Below are 16,730 nucleotides of genomic sequence, written 5' to 3'. Positions count from 1 at the left end.
GGAGGAGAAAATGTGAACATGCCATTTTCTCCTTTTTTCCATAACAGATTGAAAGCGGGAATCAGATGAGAAGTTTATTAAAAAAGGATTCGAGCAAGGCACTGCTATTTGCTGGATTCATCGTATTGATGTTGGTCTTTTTTATGCTCAGTATTTCTCTTGGGCAAACCTCAATTTCCCTCAAAGCCACCATCCATGCGTTTCTTCAGTTTGATGAGTCAGATCCAAACAGTGTCATTGTCATGACATCCAGATTATCAAGAGCTTTAATTGCGACGGTTGTTGGATCAAGTCTAGCGATTTCAGGTGCACTCATGCAGGCATTGACGAGGAATCCGCTGGCTGCACCAGATCTTTTAGGTATTAATGCAGGTGGACTCTTTTTTATTGTGATTTCGATTGTTTTCTTTTCTACCGAGTCGTTAACAGGTTATATGTGGACGGCCTTTTTAGGCGCTGCCATTGCAGGTATGCTCGTCTTTCTTCTAGGCTCCATTGGAAGAGACGGACTGACACCGGTCAAAATTGTACTCGCAGGTGCTGCGATATCTGCTCTGTTTGCGTCCTTTACTCAAGGACTTTTAATCGTCAATGAACAGTCCATTCAAAGCATCCTGTTCTGGATGGCTGGTTCAGTGTCAGGAAGAAGTATAGATATGCTGCTGCCTGTGCTGCCTTATATTCTAGGGGCGACTGTGGTGGCGCTGCTTCTTGGCCGCTCGATCAATGTCCTTTTATCGGGTGATGATATTGCGAAAGGGCTTGGCCAGCGTACGCTTCTTTTGAAGATGACGATGGGGGTACTCGTCGTCTTTTTAGCAGGTGGTTCCGTCGCTGTCGCAGGATCCATTGGATTTGTTGGTTTTCTTGTGCCGCATATTGTGAAAAAGCTTGTTGGACCTGACCACCGCTGGGTACTGCCGTATTGTGCCGTTGTAGGGGCGTCGCTTTTACTTGTCGCAGACCTTGCCGCTCGTTTTCTGATCATGCCGCAGGAAGTACCGATTGGTGTCATGACGGCGGTAGCAGGAGCGCCTCTATTTGTTTATCTCGTGCGCAAGGGGTTGAAGACAGGTGGCTAAAACATATACAGTGCGTTCAAAGGGCGGACGCATTTCATTTCAATTTTCAAAGCGGACGTTTTTGATTTTACTATTATTGACAGGCATTGCCTTTGGTTTATTTATTCTGAGCCTTTGTATGGGCAGCCGTTTTATTCCGCCTACGGATGTGCTGCTGCATATCTTCGGACAAGGCGAGGGAAATACGTTTGTATTAAATACGCTGAGGATTCCAAGGACCCTGCTTGCGGTTTTAGTGGGAGCGGCACTTGCGGTATCGGGGCTTATTTTACAAGGTCTTATTCGAAATCCGCTTGCATCGCCTGACATCATAGGAATTACGAGCGGTGCGTCGTTTGGCGCCATTATGTTCATCGTCTTTTGGATGGGCACTGTGCCTATTGCTTATCAGTCGTTGTGGGCCATTGCAGGCGCTTTTACGGTATCATGCCTGATTTATTTGCTTTCATGGAAAAAAGGCGTCAAGCCGATCACGCTCGTCTTGATGGGGATTGGGATTTCCGCCATTATGAAGGCGTGTGTGACGTTTACTCTTGTGCTCAGCGATACGATGACCACGACCAAGTCATACATCTGGCTGACGGGTAGTTTATATGGTTCTACAATGAAGGACGTCACCGCAATGCTTCCTTGGGTATTGATGATTTTACCGATTGTCATGGTGCTGGCAAGAACGATGAATGTGAAGGAGCTTGGAGATGATCTTGCAACAGGTCTCGGAGTCAAGGTTCAGGCGAAGCGGTTATTCTTTCTGCTGATGAGTGTGACATTAGCCGGTATTGCCGTTGCATTCGCAGGTGGTATTGAATTTGTTGGACTGATGGCGCCGCATGTGGCAAGGATGATCATCGGTCGTTCCTTTATTGCGCTTGTTCCAGCATCTGCGCTTGTTGGAAGTATTCTCGTGATGCTGGCAGACTTAGTTGCGAGAACGGCTTTTCTTCCGTTAGATGTTCCGGCAGGCGTTTTTACGGCGGCAATTGGTGCACCGTTCTTTATTTATTTGTTATATCAACAGCGAAATCGCTAAACGAAAGATGGGGGTTTTGATATGAGGCCAGAGTGGGTTGAGAGAGAATTACTTGATTTCGGGGTACACATCACAAATGGACCAATGACATCTGATCGCACACTTGCTGCGCTTGTTTCAGAAGCATCTATCAGACGTTTATTAGAAGCTGAAAAGGAAGCGATGCATGCCCCGAATATAGCAGTGGCGGCATCCATGTTTTCAAAGCGCTATGCCTATTTAGCTGTTAGTTCTACTTTGTACTTGATGACGATGTATGATGCTGTCTATCGGTTTTCACCAGAGGCGTGTGTCTTTAGAGAAGATCGTAAAATTGAGCTAGATGAAACGCTCTGTTCATTTGTTCAGTCAGAAGGAGATCGTCATGAGTGGAGAGAGCAGGTCGTCCGCATGCTATTTACGCAGTGTGTCACACCTCTTTTAGATGTATTGAAACGTACTTCAAGACTTCCGTATTCAATTTTATGGGAAAATGTAGCGGTACGTATCAATTCTCTTTACCGTAGCATGATGCGAGAAACGGAAGAGCCTAAAATGAAAGAGCGCGTACGGGAGGATTATTTGTTTCTGAAGAAGGCATCGGGTGATCTTTTCGGAGCGAAGCAAAATCCTTTTCAGCACAGCTTAAATTTAGATGAAAGTTTGCTAGACACATCAAATCGAAAGACTTGCTGTATGTATTATAAGCTTGAGAAAAAATCAGAGAGCCTTGATTATTGTCTCGTCTGTCCGCTAAAGTAAAAAAACACCTTATGCAAGGTGTTTTTTTATTAGATTAGATTTTTCTTAAATATTTATATGTAAATTTAAATATGATATTTATGTTATATTGTTTCATTATATCATCATTTATGGAAGGAACTGATATGAAAAAAATTATCATATATATCATCTTTATTTTCATCATCATCATTGGCTTGTTCTTCATTCAACCACTTAAAAACCACATCTCTTTTCTTAAAGTAAAAAGTACAAATCTTACTGAATTAAAGGTGGGAGAATTGAAGTTGGGATTAATAAAGAGAAACTATAGTGAAAACGAGTGGATTAAAACTTCAAATTCAAATTATTTCAAAGTGAATAATAGAAAAGAAATAGTGGCAATCTCTTTAGAAAATAATCAAAGTAATATAAACAACACACTAAATATTCATTCAACTAAAAAAGATATCTATGACTATTTAGGTGAAAATTATTATCGTAGAAATGACGATCAGGGATATGAAATTTTAGGCTATAAGGATTCAAAGCATGATATCAAAATAGAATTTTTCTGTTTAGATCGCAATGTAGAAAGAATTATTATTAGTAAATTGGGGGAATAAACATAACATAATGATCAGAATCTTTATAAGATGAGAAGTGTGTTTGATGTTGTATGATCCTCTTTTTTAGAGATATTAATGGAAAGAGGCACTGCTTGCTCATAGCAGTGCCTCTCTTTTTTATTCCCAAATATCGCTTACCCATTCAGGGTGATCAATAAAAGGATTGCGATTGTGCTGGTACGTTTGATAGATGATTTCGTTACGATTCCGTTCGATTTGATCGACTGGATCTTGCTTGTGCCATTTCAATAGGACAGACATTTTGCCGTGAAGAGGGGCGCTTCCATTATTCACTTTGTTGTTCAATTCTAAATCTGGGAAGCGGTCATCGCCTTCATATCGGACGGCCATATAAAAGAGCATTCTTGCTACATCTCCTTTCACCCGGCTATGAGGTTCAAATGAGTCGCTGTCGTAGAAGTTGCCCGGCGCTCCCTTGTATTCATTTCCGCCTATATCAAAATCTAAATTTCCTCGTGTGCTATTCGTTTGTACGTCTGTTGCCCGAAGGTGATGGAGATCTGTACCAGGTCCCTGGCTCGTCCCAAAATTGCCGTGAGATTTAGCCCACACATGCTCCCGGTTCCACTGTCCCACGTTTCCTCCATTTGCTTGCTTTGACCTGGAGATACCGCTATAGAGCAAGAGCACATTGCTTGGATTTTTTGGATCTTCATCCGTTTTCTTTAATGCATCCCAAACCTGGCTGTAGGATAGCTGCGTATGATCATCAATAATATCGTGTAATGCTTTCTTAAGAGCAGGTCCAGATTTGCCAGCAGCAGATTGGTAATAGGAATCAATTTGACTTGAAGCGGTTGTTTTCGCATGTTGAGCAGATGTTTCGGTTTGTAGCTGTAACGGGGAAAAGGTGATGGTTTGACTCGGTTCATTCAGAGTAAAGCCTTGAGCATTTGCAGCGGGAGGCAGCGGAGCGGCAAATGTACCGAAAATCATGATTCCGGCGGCCACAGTTCCAAATAAAGATCTTTTCATTCTATTTCCTCCTTCATAGGGAATGTATACTCTTTAGTTCTATCATATTGCCATAAAGAAATAAATGGATTTATCGTAAATTTTATGTAACCAATTCGTAAGAAAAGAGATTGCTATTTTATCAGCATTGCTGTATAAGTGGGCATATAAGGGATGGACACAGCAAGGGAGAGGATGGATAACGTGAAAGAACTGCATACACCTTCTAGAACCATTATGACACCAGGACCTGTCGAAGTAGATCCGAGAGTCCTTCGGGTGATGAGTACACCAATTCTTGGTCAATTTGATCCTGCATTTACAGAGATCATGAATGAAACGATGACCTTATTACGATCACTTTTTCAAACAGAAAATGAATGGGCTTATCCAATTGATGGGACGTCCCGCTCAGGACTTGAAGCTGTGCTTGCCAGTGTGATCGAGCCCGGAGATGTGATGCTTGTTCCGGTCTTTGGACGCTTCGGTCATTTGCTGATTGAAATTGGACAGCGCTATGGTGCTGAGGTACATACAATGGAATGTGAATGGGGAACGGTTTTTAAGCAAGACGACATCATCGCAGAGATGCATCAAGTCAAGCCGAAAATTGTTGCGATGGTTCATGGTGAAACATCTACCGGAAGAATACAGCCGCTTGAGAAAATTGGTGAAGCATGCCGAGCGCTTGATGCGCTTTTTATTGTAGACGCTGTGGCGACAATTGGTGGTGTCGAGGTCAAGGTAGACGAATGGAAAATCGATGCGGCAATTGGGGGCTCGCAGAAATGCTTGTCTGTTCCATCAGGGATGTCACCGATCACATATAATGAACGAGTGGCAGACGTCGTACAATCGAGAAAGAAAGTAGAAAAAGGGATTGCAACACAGGACGAACTGCAAAAACAAGTAGACATTTCTCCAATCAAAAGCAATTACTTTGATCTAAGCCAGCTGCAAGATTATTGGAGCCCGAGGCGGTTAAATCATCATACAGAAGCGACAACGATGCTTTATGCACTGAGAGAAGGGGTTCGACTTGTGCTAGAGGAAGGTCTGGAGGAACGTTTTCAGCGCCACTTGTTTCATGAAAAGGCTTTAATGGCAGGCCTTGAAGCGATGGGGCTTGAATTATTTGGTGATCCAGACTGCAAAATGCCAGTCGTGACGTGTATCGTCATTCCAAGTGATATCGACGGAGAAGCGGTCCGGGCTGATCTTCTTCATCATTTTGGAATTGAAATTGCGAGTTCATTTGGGCCGCTTGCAGGACGGATATGGAGAATTGGCTCAATGGGCTATAGCTGCCGAAAGGAAAATATTCTATTTGTTTTAGCAGGCCTTGAAGCCATCTTGATGAAATACGGTGCAGCCATCAATTGTGGCGCTGGGTTACAGGCGGCTCTTTCCATCTATGAACAAGCTGAATAAAAAAGGGATTCTCAAAATACTCGCCACCAGCGGGTATTTTTTATTTGGGAAAAAACGCTGTTTTTTGAAAAACTAGACTTATAGAGAGCGATATCGCTATACTGAAGAAGTTCTTATCATTTTTGTCATCATTTTCATTTATTTTGAAGAAAGAGGTTATAATATGAAAAAAATGGGCAGATTGTACATTTTGATGCTCAATATTTTTATTGCCATGCTTGGATTTGGTCTGATCGTTCCTGTCATGCCAAGTTATATTGAAGCTTTTGGCGCAACTGGGAAAACACTTGGTTTCCTCGTTGCTGCAACTGGCCTCACACAATTTGCTTTATCACCCGTCGCTGGAGCGCTGACTGATCGGTTTGGACGCAGAAAATTGATTATTGCCGGGATTGCCGGCTTTACGGTAGCTCAATTTATTTTTGCATTTGCCGATCAGCTTTGGATGCTGTTTGTGTCTCGGTTTTTAGGCGGAGCTGCTGGTGCGCTGCTGATGCCCGCCATGTTTGCCTACATTGCTGATATCACAAGTGAAAAGGATCGAGGGAAAGGAATGGGGCTATTTAGTGCAGCAATGACGTTAGGCTTTGTCATTGGACCGGGTGTTGGGGGTTATTTGGTTGAGTTTGGGATTGCTTTTCCTTTCCTCATCGCTGGTTCCTTTGCAGCCCTGTCGACGCTGTTGTCTTTCTTGTTCTTACCTGAAACTTTAACAAAGGAAAAGCAGGAAGAAGCACGATTGAATAAAGAGCTTCATTTCAATCCTTTTACGCAGATGATTCAGGCTTTAAAAACACCATACGGTTTTTTGTTTATCTTGGCCTTTGTTTTGAATTTCGGAATCATTCATTTTGAATCGATCTTTGGCTTATATGTGGACCAAAAACATGGCTTTACACCGAAGGATATTGCATTTGTCATTACAGTAGCTGGACTTGCGGGTGTCATCGTTCAAGGTGCTTTAGTAAATACCTTTGTGAAACGATTTGGCGAAATGCGTGTCGTCCGTTATGCCCTTTTAGCTGCGGCGTTTATGCTGATCGCCTGCCGCTTTGCTCCTTCCTTTTGGCTCATTTTTACGGGCTCCATTTTATTTTTATCAGCCACCTCGTTTGTTCGTCCAGCTCTTAATACATTACTTTCTAAAATGGCAGGGAATCAGCAGGGGGTAGCAGGCGGCCTCAATACCTCCTTTATGAGCCTTGCGAATATCGTCGGGCCAAGTCTTGCGGGTATTTTATTTGATGTGAATATTGAGCTGCCATTTATGTTTGGAACGCTGGTGCTTTGTATGAGTTTCATTGCTTCTATTTTATGGGCAAAAAAAGCGCAGCAACATTCCCATGCCGTATCGTAATGACAGCATAGAAAAAAACGATCAGCACAAATGGATCGGTTTTTTTCGTCATCGCTCATACTTCACAACTGGTGATTTTTCTTTATGCAACGCATGAATCAATGCATCGTCTACATGCAAATGCTCCTTCACTAATTGAGGAGGGGTTAAGGCCATCCATTGGTTCAATGAAATATCAGCAAATCGATCGCTTTTAAACATTTCTAGAAACCAAAGGCTCGTTTGCCCGATGTTTTGTATGTAATGCCCCATCCCGAAAGGAACATAACCAACATCACCTGCTCTGTAATTAAAGGTGCGAGCTGTCCCGCCTGCTCCAAAAACCGTCATTTTAGCTGTGCCGGTTAAATAGTATTGCCACTCATCATTATTCGGGTGCCAGTGCATTTCTCTCATCCCGCCAGGTTTTACCTCCACAAGTGCAGCAGCAATGGTTTTAGATACTGGAAAATTGCGTGAGTCGACGATTCGTACGGTTCCACCAGAGGTCACGATTGGTTTTTGACGAAGGAGCTGGTGGGTAAATGGCGGTTTGATGCCGCCGTATGGATCAGAGACTGTTTGGCTTTCAATGGATGCCGGTGAAGAGCCTTGAAACATATAGCGTTGTTTATGTGGAATGCGGTCAAACAGCTTGATTGGCACGCCGAAATTAGCAGAAAGAATGTCTTTTGGTGTATGAGCAAACCAGTCTGTAATGGTGAACGTATCAAATTCAGAAAAAGCACCATCATCAAACACAAGGAGAAACTCACAGCCATCCTCAAGACCTTGAATGGAGTGCGGAATACCGGGCGGGAAATACCACAAGTCTCCTTCTTCTACATCAGCGATCATATTCCGTCCTTCTGCATCTACAGATGTGATCCGGGCTTTGCCTAAAATCATATATGCCCATTCCGCCTGCTTATGCCAATGAAGCTCACGAACACCTCCGCGCGTAAGCCGCATGTTCACACCAGCAATCGTTGTTGAAACAGGCAGCTCTCGCTCGGTAATTTCCCTCGACCAGCCGCCATGATTCAAGTGCATATGTGTATCAGAATAGGAAAATTTTAAATTAGGAATCGTCCCCGCATCCGTTTTAGGGGGAACGAACATATCTGGATTCTCCATATCGCGCAGAACGTCTCGCGGGCCTAAATCGGTTGCGCCGGCTCCATCGTCTCGAATCGGTTGCGGGATGTGACGAATCTCCTCATCCATTTGACACCACTCCTTGTCATTCACATTTCTCCTCCAAAATATATGAGACGTAAGAAAAAAAGATTCAATACGAATCGGATGAAAGGTGCTTTTGAATACGCAAAGCTAAGCGCAAGCGCAATGTTGCGTCAGGATCTTTTAGGTTGATCTGAAGCAGTTCTTCACATTTCTCTAGTCGATATATCACGGTGTTGCGATGAACAGATAAACGCTTGGCTGTTTCTGAAATATGGCAATGTGTTTCGACATAAACAGATAAGGTGTGGAGAAGGTTTGGATCGACTTGTGGTTGTTCATATAATGGGTGGAGATATCGCTCATAGAATGTTGTTAAATCTTTTGCTGGGATGAGCTTCAGTAAATCTGACACATCTTTTGCTTGATAGAACTGAATATATTCAGCTCGTAATGAGAGCTGGCCTGATTGCAGAGCATGGACAGCTTCACTGAATCCTTTTGGCAGATCGGTGATGAGATAACCGCTTAAGCTTACACCAAAGGAAATGGTGGCATTCACATGCTGTTTAATAAGGATCTGCATTTGTTTTAAAAAAGAGCAGATCGATTTGTTCATTGCCTGCCAGCCGCCAGTCTCTTCTATAAGGAAGATGCCGATATCTCCTTTGACAAAAAGAAAGGCGGGAAATGGACAGTGCGAAAGGGTGCTTTCAAGTAAAGCAAACACATCATCTACAAGGGTTTGCTGCTTAAGGAAACAAGAGAAATGACTGCTCTGATCAAGTTGACAGACGATACATAGATAGGGAATCGTTGTGTTTAATCCAAACATGCGTGTTAGGCGGGTGACATCTTGCTCTGGGAAAATCGTGCCCTCCATCCATTTGCGAAACCATTCATTTTTGGCTCGCTCTGTCGATTGCTTGATGGCATGTTGTTTGATGCGTGAAATGGACATGGCATTTACAGCTTGTTCAATTATCAAATGCAGCCCCATGTCGTCTTGAGGATGAATGAAGGCGGGAACGACTAAATAATCATAAGCTTGTTCGTTTATATAGATAGGAAAAACAGAAACGCTTTCTTTTGAATGAACCATAGAAAAATAATGCTGCTGCGTACCGTGAAACAAGCGGAGCATTTGCATCCAATCTGGGTTTGTCATACCTTGGGATGAGGTGAAAAGAATACGTCCATACTGATTGATCAAATAGACAGGCTGATGAATTCTAAGGGCCACTTTTTGCAATGCTTCAACATGATGATCGACAATGTTCATATCCACTCATTCTCCTTTTTTTAGAGCTTAAGCCTTTGGTGAAGATGAATAAAAAAATGGACAATCGCTGTCAAAGTCTCTGATATCAATATTATGTTATCAGCTCCATTCAATTTAGATAGAAAGTTGTGATGTAATATCACAAAAAAGATGGCAGGATAAAAACACGTCACATCAGTCATCTTCATTCAGAAAAATGGGTAAATATGATATGTTGTAGACAGAAGAATTTCTTTCAGAAAGATGGGTATCCCAAGAAACAAAGACTTTCAATGGGAAAATCCGTTTAGACAAGCAAGTGGCAAGAGGTGAGATAGATGATTTATATCGGATTAACTGGTTGGGGCGATCATGACAGTCTGTACCCGCCGAGAATCGGCAGCTCTCAAAAGCTGTTTCACTACGCATCAACGTTTCCCATTGTGGAACTGGATGCAAGCTTTTATGCTGTTCAGCCTGAGCGCAACCATGAAAAATGGATAAAAGATACGCCAGACGCCTTTCAATTTGTCGTGAAAGCATATCAAGGAATGACCGGGCATCAAAGAGGCGAGATCCCGTTTGCTTCAAAGGAAGAAATGTTTGATGCCTTTATTCTTTCACTGACTCCTCTCATTCGAGCAGGGAAACTGGCGATGGTTCTGTTTCAATTTCCACCATGGTTTGATTGCAAAAAGGAGCACGTCCACTATTTAAGATGGTGTAAGGAGAAGATGGGGGACATTCCTTGTGCACTTGAATTCCGAAACCGGACTTGGTTTTCAGATGAGTTTTATGAACAAACCTTATCCTTTATGGAGAAAGAAGGGTGGATTCATTCCGTCTGTGATGAACCGCAAGTCGGAGAAGGGTCTATACCGCCAGTCATAAAAGCCACACACCGTGACAAAACATTGGTCCGTTTCCACGGAAGAAATAAACAAGGTTGGCTTCACCCGGCAGATTATGAGAACTGGCGTGAAGTTCGTTACTTATATTTATATAATGAAGCTGAACTAAAGGAATGGAAAAAGAACCTCGACATCCTGCATCAGCAGTCGAAAGATGTATATGTCGTATTTAATAATAACTCAGGCGGAGATGCGGCGACGAATGGCCAGCAAATGATTGATTTGCTGGATTTGACGTATTCAAGCTTATCCCCGAAGCAGTTAGATTTATTTAGTTAAACGAGAGCTGCGGCTTTCAACTTGAACGAGACGGTTCAGTGACAACTTGAGGGAGAGATCAACATGCTGCAGAAGCTATGGTTATATCATACAAACGACTTGCATAGCCACTTTGAAAATTGGCCAAAAATCGCAGCTTATATTGAAGAAAAGCGTCAAGTTCACGATCAGATGCTCTTATTTGATATTGGCGATCATATGGATCGAGTAAACCTTGTATCAGAAGCGGATTATGGAAAAGTGAATGTCAAACTCCTCAATCAGCTTGGCTATGATGGCGTCACAATTGGTAATAATGAAGGCATTACGTTGCCTCATGAGCGGCTCGACCAATTGTACAAAGACGCGCAATTCCCGGTGATTTTATCTAATTTATTTGAAAAAGGCAAAAGACCATCGTGGGCAAAGCCTTATGAAGTGATCACGTTGAACAATGGACTGAAAATCGCCGTCTTAGGGGTGACCATTGCGTATACACCTGTCTATGAAAAGCTGGGCTGGGACATTACAGACCCATTTGAGAGCATACGGGAGATGCTGCAAGAAGTGAAAGGACAAGCCGATGTCATTGTTCTACTTTCTCATCTAGGCATCATCCATGATCGAGAGGTAGCTCATGACTTCCCGGAAATCGACATCATCTTAGGTTCACATACGCATCATCTTTTAGAACAGGGCGAGATGGATAATGGCGTTCTTCTTGCTTGTGCTGAAAAGTATGGGCATTATATTGGCTGTGTCGAGCTGACCATTGACACAGCGAGTTGCGAGCTCATCGAGAAAAAAGCGACGGTGCAATCAGTCGACCAGCTGATCAGTGAATCCGATGAAGCGATCACGACTTTACAGAAAGCAGAAAGACGAGCGAAGTCACTCATGCAGGAAAAAGTGACATCCATTAAATCAAAGCTCGAAACAAAGTGGTTTGATGACTCCCAGCTTCCGCAACTTTTAACAGATGCCATTAAAGAATGGTGCGAGGCAGATATCGGCATGATGAATGCAGGGATGGTGCTTGATTCATTAGAGGCTGGCATCGTCACTAGAGAAGACATTCACCGGATATGCCCGCACCCCATTAATCCAATCCGGGTGACGCTTACTGGGAAGCAATTGATCGAAACAGTTTCTCGTGGCTGTGAAGAAAAAATGGAACAACTGCGCATCAAAGGCTTTGGCTTTAGAGGCGAACTGATGGGGAAAATGCTATACAGCGGTTTGACTTATTCATTAGAAGAGGGCGAAACCAAACGAGTAAAAGAGGTCTATGTAAACGATCAACTCGTCAAAGAAGATGATTCCTATACGGTTGGCACAGTGGATATGTATACACTTGGTTCTCTTTTTCCTCATATACGTGACCATGAACACATCGAATATTTTATGCCGGAATTTTTACGTGATGTCCTGAGCTGGCGATTGAAGGACGCAAAGTGAAATCCGCTCCAGCCTAACAACACTTGCCCTCCCTTCACATAGATTGTGTTGAAGGGAGTGAAGGGATATGGTGAATTTAACACCTATTACAATTGATGGCCATTCCTTTACAGCCGTCACCGTCAAACTGCCAAAGACCAATTTCATGGCAGTGACAAATGAGAATGGTTATATTATGTGCGGTGCACTTGATGTCGGGCTCCTAAATGAAAAGCTTGCAGATAGAGGAATCATCGCAGGAAGAGCAGTCGGTGTAAGAACCATCGAGCAATTGCTGGATGCACCTTTAGAATCTGTGACATATGCCGCTGAGTCACTCGGCATTCATGCTGGCACAATTGGAAGAGATGCATTATTAAAAATGGTGAAATAAAATGTACAGATGATTCCTATCCCCCCGCCTGTCTGCATACACTTGTAATGGAGAAGGGGGGATTTTTTATTGAGATTGAACCGCCGTTATCGCCCCTATAAAAAGGGCCCTCTGCCATTTCGTTATGTCATGCTGCTTGCCGTATTATTTTTTGTGCTCTCAACTGTCATTAGCCTATTCTTCATCAATCGTTCCATTAAACCAACGTTGATTCACATTGCTGAACTAGAAACAGAACGAATCGCCAATCATCTCATCCAATATTCTGTTCAGGATTTTGCAGATGATCAGGAGAATATGAAGGATATGGTTGTGATGAATACAAGTGAGAACGGCAAAGTAACAACCATCGACTTCAATGCGCAAGCAACATCGAAAGCAATGGCTGACCTGTCACGTCACCTTCAAAAAAATCTAGAGGACATTGAAAAGGGGAATTTTCAAAAAGAGGCAAAAGAAGCATTAAAAGATCAAACAGATGGACATGACGGCATTATATATAACATTCCGCTTGGGCAAGCGTCCGGAAATGCACTTATCGCCAACCTAGGACCAAAAGTGCCTGTACGATTCAGTGTCATTGGTGACCCGCATACAGACGTTGAAAAAAACATCAAGCCATATGGCATTAACAATGCCTTGATTGATATTAGTGTGCTCATTGAGGTGAAGGTGAGAGTCATCATCCCATTCGCCTCAGAAACCATCGTCGTCAAAAATTCCGTGCCTGTCTCCATCCAAGCCGTTCAAGGAGACGTCCCAGATTATTATAATGGCAGCGGAACAAATTCAGGCGCTCCATCGATTGTTCTGCCAGAAAAAAAGGAGAAGAAAGAATAACAGCCCAATGGACGAATTGGGCTGTTTTTTTCATACGCTGTGATTGCATATAGTGTTTTTGTGATGAACGTTTTGTTGTTACGAAACAGACAGTCTTGTCCTTGCATCATTTTCATCGGTGATATAGGTCACGTCTTCAAATCCACATTCAACTGCATTCTTGTATAGCCATTCGAGTGTTCCCTTATTTTTGCAATAGATCGTAACATAGGAGCAATCGGCCACTAAAAGAACAAGCTCGCATTGGCTTTCAATAAATTCTTCATAGGTCTTAATATGAGACAATGTCCCTTTTGGATATGCTTGTAAATCGGCGAAAATCATATAATACGTCTTGTTTTCAATGAGGTGTTTGAGTTCTATACCGTCCATTTCTGTTTTACCTTCAGGAAAAAGTTCTTCATCTTTTTCGCCATCAACTAGTATATTCGAGTCTTCGGTATCGATTCGCCAGCTGAATTTGGTGATGTCGATCGGTTTTAGCACTTCTCCAAGGAAGACTCCGTATTCATTTGGAATGGTAAAGGTCATTCCTCTTTTCAAAAAAACAACCCCCTAACTCTCTGTGAAGTAATTATTCATTGGCTGCAATGCTTAAACTTTTTTATGTGATCTGTTCATCTTATCCTAATTAACCACTTGATTCCATACGAATCGCGTGCCATGATAAATGTTCATTGTTTTCCTTTTTGAATAGTGTAGCTATCCTGAAGGCTGATTTTTCACGATCGTCAGTTATGAAAGTGAGAGGAGGATTTGATTGATATGAAGAAAATTCATGTAAGCGGATTTTGTTTTTTAGTATTTGCCATTGTATTTAGTGCTAAATATATGTCAGCATCGATATTATTAGCTGGGAGTGACAGTTTGAGTGTCGACTTATTTAGCGGGATGTTTGACATGATTCCACTTGAAGTAACAGTTGTGTATCTCCTTTTTTTCATCATGGGTATTCTTTTTTTAGTTTTAGGATTGAAAGAGAAGCATAAGCAGTAACAGTAGACAAGGTAATGTTGATACATATCAAAAGGAGAAGCAAGCGGTATCGCTAAACTTCTCCTTTTATTTATCGACGTTTCCGCTCGGCTCTTTCCCATGCCCTTAAATGAGGGTAAGGATCAAACGACCATTCAGTTCGTCCATTGTCTTTATACATGCCGTAATGAAGGTGTGGCGGGAATTTTCCTGCTGTGCCAGGTGGACCGTAACCGGAGCTTCCGACTGATCCGATGACTTGACCAGGTTCTACAATCTGCCCAGCTTTGAGTCCTTTTGCAAAGCCATTTAAGTGGGCAAAATAATGATAATGATTATGAATATCTCGAATGCCGATCCGCCAGCCGCCAAAGCGATTCCAGCCTTTCATTTCAATCACGCCGTACGATGTCGCACGAACAGGAAGACCGTAATGAGCAAAAAGATCAGTGCCCTCATGAATTCTTCTGCCTCCAAAGCCTCTCGCATCACCCCATGTACTCCTGTAGCTGTAGTCAGCGCCAACCGGAAGAGGAAACGCATGCTTTCCAAGGTCAAGATGGCCGTAATGCTGATAGAGCTTCATAAAAGATGAAATAATTCCAACGGTTTGATCACGTCCATAATAATCCCACAGCGCAATTTTTAATTGATCGATGCTGCTGCCGTAATGGAGCAAGTATTGAGCAAACGTGAACAGGACATCTTCATCGTTATCGATTTCTGCTTTTCCATCCCCATTTCCATCAAGCCCAATACCGTCGAACACTTTAATGCTTAATGGAGAGGTATCCTGCTTATTTGGATTTTCTGGTCCTATCCACATTTCCCGGGGAATGTAGATGCCAATCACACCTGTTTGTTTGGGTAAATCTCTTCTGCTTTTGCGTATATTGTGTTCATACTGATCAACCGCAGCAAGTACATACCACGGGACCTGTGTGGTGATGGCGATCTTTTCATACAGTGCCATTCGCTGTTTTAATTCATCGGGCTGTTTGTTTGTCCCTTGTGCATGGACTGATGCGGGAATCATTGAAAGAGCGATGATGATCGCTAAAACCACTTTCACAAACGTCCATCTCCTTTCTTCGAACATCTCTTCTACCGTTTAGTGTGGTTTGATCACGTTATTTCATAAGAAGAAAATGTTAGTAATTTTCTTCTGTTATTTTAGGAGTCTTTTGGGTATTTTTGCAGCTCATTCCCTTGTTGTTCAATCTGTACTATGTTAAAGTGTCTAAAGAAAAGGCCTTAGGCCGAAGATTCAATTTTTTGCGGCAACAGCTGCATCCATCGTATATAGCAGGAAGATGATTGTATATGCACCTTTAACGAATTCATATGGAGATGATGGAATTGGCAAAGAAGGAAGAGCACGTAAGAAAACCGGACTGGCTTAAAATTAAGCTGAATACGAATGAAAACTATACCGGTTTGAAAAAAATGATGCGGGAAAACAACCTGCATACCGTTTGTGAGGAAGCGAAATGTCCGAATATTCACGAATGCTGGGCAGTGAGAAGAACTGCTACATTTATGATCCTCGGATCTGTTTGTACGCGCGCATGCCGTTTCTGTGCGGTGAAAACCGGACTTCCTACTGAATTAGACTTGCAAGAGCCAGAACGCGTGGCAGATTCAGTGGCTTTAATGAATTTAAAGCACGCTGTTATAACAGCGGTTGCAAGGGATGACCAAAAAGATGGCGGAGCAGGCGTATTTGCTGAAACTGTTCGTGCCATTAGAAGAAAAAGTCCATTCACAACAATTGAAGTTCTCCCTTCAGACATGGGTGGCAATTATGATAATTTGAAAACGTTAATGGATACACGCCCTGATATTTTAAATCACAATATTGAAACAGTACGCAGGTTAACACCAAGAGTTCGTGCACGGGCTACATACGATCGTTCATTGGAATTCTTGCGTCGTGCAAAAGAAATGCAGCCTGACATTCCAACGAAATCAAGCATTATGATTGGACTTGGTGAAACGAAGGAAGAAATCATTGAAGTTATGGATGATCTTCTTGCTAATAACGTCGACATCATGGCAATTGGTCAGTATTTACAACCGTCGAAAAAGCATTTGAAAGTGCAAAAATACTACCATCCAGATGAGTTTGCAGAGCTGAAGGAAATTGCCATGTCAAAAGGCTTTAGCCACTGTGAAGCTGGACCGCTTGTCCGTTCTTCTTACCATGCAGACGAACAAGTAAACGAAGCGTCTAAGAAGCGTCAGGCGCAAGCATAACAAAGAAAACGCCAGAGCTCTCTGGCGTTTTTTC

At 42.6% G+C, this 16,730-nt stretch carries 17 protein-coding genes; 12 read left to right on the top strand and 5 right to left on the bottom strand.

What is annotated here, in order from left to right; translation table 11 throughout:
- The first annotated feature begins 65 nt into the window (after positions 1-65).
- The 4 genes from NST01_RS15070 (at position 66) to NST01_RS15055 (ending at position 3,437) form a co-directional block, all read left to right on the top strand.
- Entirely contained in the window at positions 66-1,082 is a 1,017-nt protein-coding gene (locus NST01_RS15070) for a FecCD family ABC transporter permease (protein WP_007500383.1), read from the top strand.
- On the top strand, positions 1,075-2,112 hold the full coding sequence (locus tag NST01_RS15065) for a FecCD family ABC transporter permease (RefSeq protein WP_138826387.1): 1,038 nt from the start codon (positions 1,075-1,077) through the stop codon (positions 2,110-2,112). Before NST01_RS15070 ends, NST01_RS15065 begins: the two co-directional genes overlap by 8 nt.
- 21 nt (positions 2,113-2,133) lie before the next feature.
- Entirely contained in the window at positions 2,134-2,853 is a 720-nt protein-coding gene (locus tag NST01_RS15060) for an IucA/IucC family C-terminal-domain containing protein (protein ID WP_341042060.1), read from the top strand.
- Positions 2,854-2,978: 125 nt separating this feature from the next.
- Positions 2,979-3,437 carry a hypothetical protein gene (locus tag NST01_RS15055; protein WP_234932486.1) on the top strand — a complete coding sequence of 153 codons (459 nt, stop codon included), beginning with the start codon at positions 2,979-2,981 and terminating at the stop codon, positions 3,435-3,437.
- Between the two features lie 120 nt (positions 3,438-3,557).
- Here NST01_RS15055 and NST01_RS15050 read toward each other — a convergent pair whose 3' ends face one another.
- Entirely contained in the window at positions 3,558-4,436 is an 879-nt protein-coding gene (locus tag NST01_RS15050; protein WP_017367997.1) for an endonuclease I family protein, read from the bottom strand.
- Between the two features lie 174 nt (positions 4,437-4,610).
- On the opposite strand from NST01_RS15050, the gene NST01_RS15045 reads away from it, so the two are divergent.
- Positions 4,611-5,846, top strand: coding sequence for a pyridoxal-phosphate-dependent aminotransferase family protein (locus NST01_RS15045; RefSeq protein ID WP_060781368.1), 1,236 nt, complete (start codon positions 4,611-4,613; stop codon positions 5,844-5,846).
- Between the two features lie 163 nt (positions 5,847-6,009).
- Complete coding sequence (locus NST01_RS15040) at positions 6,010-7,203, top strand: MFS transporter (protein WP_019743815.1); 1,194 nt, start codon at positions 6,010-6,012, stop codon at positions 7,201-7,203.
- 48 nt (positions 7,204-7,251) lie between these two features.
- Here NST01_RS15040 and NST01_RS15035 read toward each other — a convergent pair whose 3' ends face one another.
- Together NST01_RS15035 and NST01_RS15030 are read right to left on the bottom strand one after the other, a co-directional pair.
- The gene (locus tag NST01_RS15035) at positions 7,252-8,409 is read right to left on the bottom strand and encodes an oxalate decarboxylase family bicupin (RefSeq protein ID WP_007500396.1); all 1,158 of its coding nucleotides are present in this window, start codon (positions 8,407-8,409) and stop codon (positions 7,252-7,254) included.
- Positions 8,410-8,473: 64 nt separating this feature from the next.
- Complete coding sequence (locus tag NST01_RS15030; RefSeq protein WP_144610056.1) at positions 8,474-9,646, bottom strand: PucR family transcriptional regulator; 1,173 nt, start codon at positions 9,644-9,646, stop codon at positions 8,474-8,476.
- Positions 9,647-9,963: 317 nt separating this feature from the next.
- Here NST01_RS15030 and NST01_RS15025 point away from each other — a divergent pair, with 317 nt between their 5' ends.
- The 4 genes from NST01_RS15025 to yunB all read left to right on the top strand — a co-directional run bounded on the left by NST01_RS15025 (position 9,964) and on the right by yunB (position 13,465).
- The gene (locus tag NST01_RS15025; RefSeq protein WP_311754298.1) at positions 9,964-10,815 is read left to right on the top strand and encodes a DUF72 domain-containing protein; all 852 of its coding nucleotides are present in this window, start codon (positions 9,964-9,966) and stop codon (positions 10,813-10,815) included.
- A 63-nt stretch (positions 10,816-10,878) separates the two neighbouring features.
- On the top strand, positions 10,879-12,252 hold the full coding sequence (locus NST01_RS15020; RefSeq protein WP_156060714.1) for a bifunctional metallophosphatase/5'-nucleotidase: 1,374 nt from the start codon (positions 10,879-10,881) through the stop codon (positions 12,250-12,252).
- A 67-nt stretch (positions 12,253-12,319) separates the two neighbouring features.
- Complete coding sequence (locus NST01_RS15015; protein WP_156060716.1) at positions 12,320-12,625, top strand: YunC family protein; 306 nt, start codon at positions 12,320-12,322, stop codon at positions 12,623-12,625.
- Positions 12,626-12,694: 69 nt separating this feature from the next.
- Complete coding sequence (yunB, locus tag NST01_RS15010) at positions 12,695-13,465, top strand: sporulation protein YunB (protein ID WP_017367991.1); 771 nt, start codon at positions 12,695-12,697, stop codon at positions 13,463-13,465.
- Positions 13,466-13,543: 78 nt separating this feature from the next.
- Here yunB and NST01_RS15005 read toward each other — a convergent pair whose 3' ends face one another.
- Entirely contained in the window at positions 13,544-14,008 is a 465-nt protein-coding gene (locus NST01_RS15005; protein WP_008346848.1) for a DUF2691 family protein, read from the bottom strand.
- A 222-nt stretch (positions 14,009-14,230) separates the two neighbouring features.
- Between NST01_RS15005 and NST01_RS15000 the strand changes: the two genes are divergently transcribed.
- Positions 14,231-14,461, top strand: a complete 231-nt coding sequence (locus NST01_RS15000) for a hypothetical protein (protein ID WP_048002535.1) — start codon at positions 14,231-14,233, stop codon at positions 14,459-14,461.
- A gap of 70 nt (positions 14,462-14,531) precedes the next feature.
- Here NST01_RS15000 and NST01_RS14995 read toward each other — a convergent pair whose 3' ends face one another.
- The gene (locus NST01_RS14995; RefSeq protein ID WP_223255603.1) at positions 14,532-15,476 is read right to left on the bottom strand and encodes a M23 family metallopeptidase; all 945 of its coding nucleotides are present in this window, start codon (positions 15,474-15,476) and stop codon (positions 14,532-14,534) included.
- A 323-nt stretch (positions 15,477-15,799) separates the two neighbouring features.
- On the opposite strand from NST01_RS14995, the gene lipA reads away from it, so the two are divergent.
- Positions 15,800-16,696, top strand: coding sequence for a lipoyl synthase (lipA, locus tag NST01_RS14990; RefSeq protein WP_008360456.1), 897 nt, complete (start codon positions 15,800-15,802; stop codon positions 16,694-16,696).
- Positions 16,697-16,730 lie beyond the last annotated feature (34 nt).

Origin of the sequence: Bacillus sp. FSL R7-0166, assembly GCF_038008935.1 — a bacterium.
GTDB lineage: Bacteria > Bacillota > Bacilli > Bacillales > Bacillaceae > Bacillus > Bacillus altitudinis.
This window is presented reverse-complemented; position numbering and strand designations above follow the sequence as displayed.

Coding starts and splice junctions, on each gene's coding strand:
- NST01_RS15070 (WP_007500383.1), top strand. CDS start 66: ATGAGAAGTTTATTAAAAAAGGATTCGAGCAAGGCACTGCTATTTGCT.
- NST01_RS15060 (WP_341042060.1), top strand. CDS start 2,134: ATGAGGCCAGAGTGGGTTGAGAGAGAATTACTTGATTTCGGGGTACAC.
- NST01_RS15055 (WP_234932486.1), top strand. CDS start 2,979: ATGAAAAAAATTATCATATATATCATCTTTATTTTCATCATCATCATT.
- NST01_RS15050 (WP_017367997.1), bottom strand. CDS start 4,436: ATGAAAAGATCTTTATTTGGAACTGTGGCCGCCGGAATCATGATTTTC.
- NST01_RS15045 (WP_060781368.1), top strand. CDS start 4,611: ATGGATAACGTGAAAGAACTGCATACACCTTCTAGAACCATTATGACA.
- NST01_RS15040 (WP_019743815.1), top strand. CDS start 6,010: ATGAAAAAAATGGGCAGATTGTACATTTTGATGCTCAATATTTTTATT.
- NST01_RS15035 (WP_007500396.1), bottom strand. CDS start 8,409: ATGGATGAGGAGATTCGTCACATCCCGCAACCGATTCGAGACGATGGA.
- NST01_RS15030 (WP_144610056.1), bottom strand. CDS start 9,646: ATGAACATTGTCGATCATCATGTTGAAGCATTGCAAAAAGTGGCCCTT.
- NST01_RS15025 (WP_311754298.1), top strand. CDS start 9,964: ATGATTTATATCGGATTAACTGGTTGGGGCGATCATGACAGTCTGTAC.
- NST01_RS15020 (WP_156060714.1), top strand. CDS start 10,879: ATGCTGCAGAAGCTATGGTTATATCATACAAACGACTTGCATAGCCAC.
- NST01_RS15015 (WP_156060716.1), top strand. CDS start 12,320: ATGGTGAATTTAACACCTATTACAATTGATGGCCATTCCTTTACAGCC.
- NST01_RS15000 (WP_048002535.1), top strand. CDS start 14,231: ATGAAGAAAATTCATGTAAGCGGATTTTGTTTTTTAGTATTTGCCATT.
- NST01_RS14995 (WP_223255603.1), bottom strand. CDS start 15,476: ATGATTCCCGCATCAGTCCATGCACAAGGGACAAACAAACAGCCCGAT.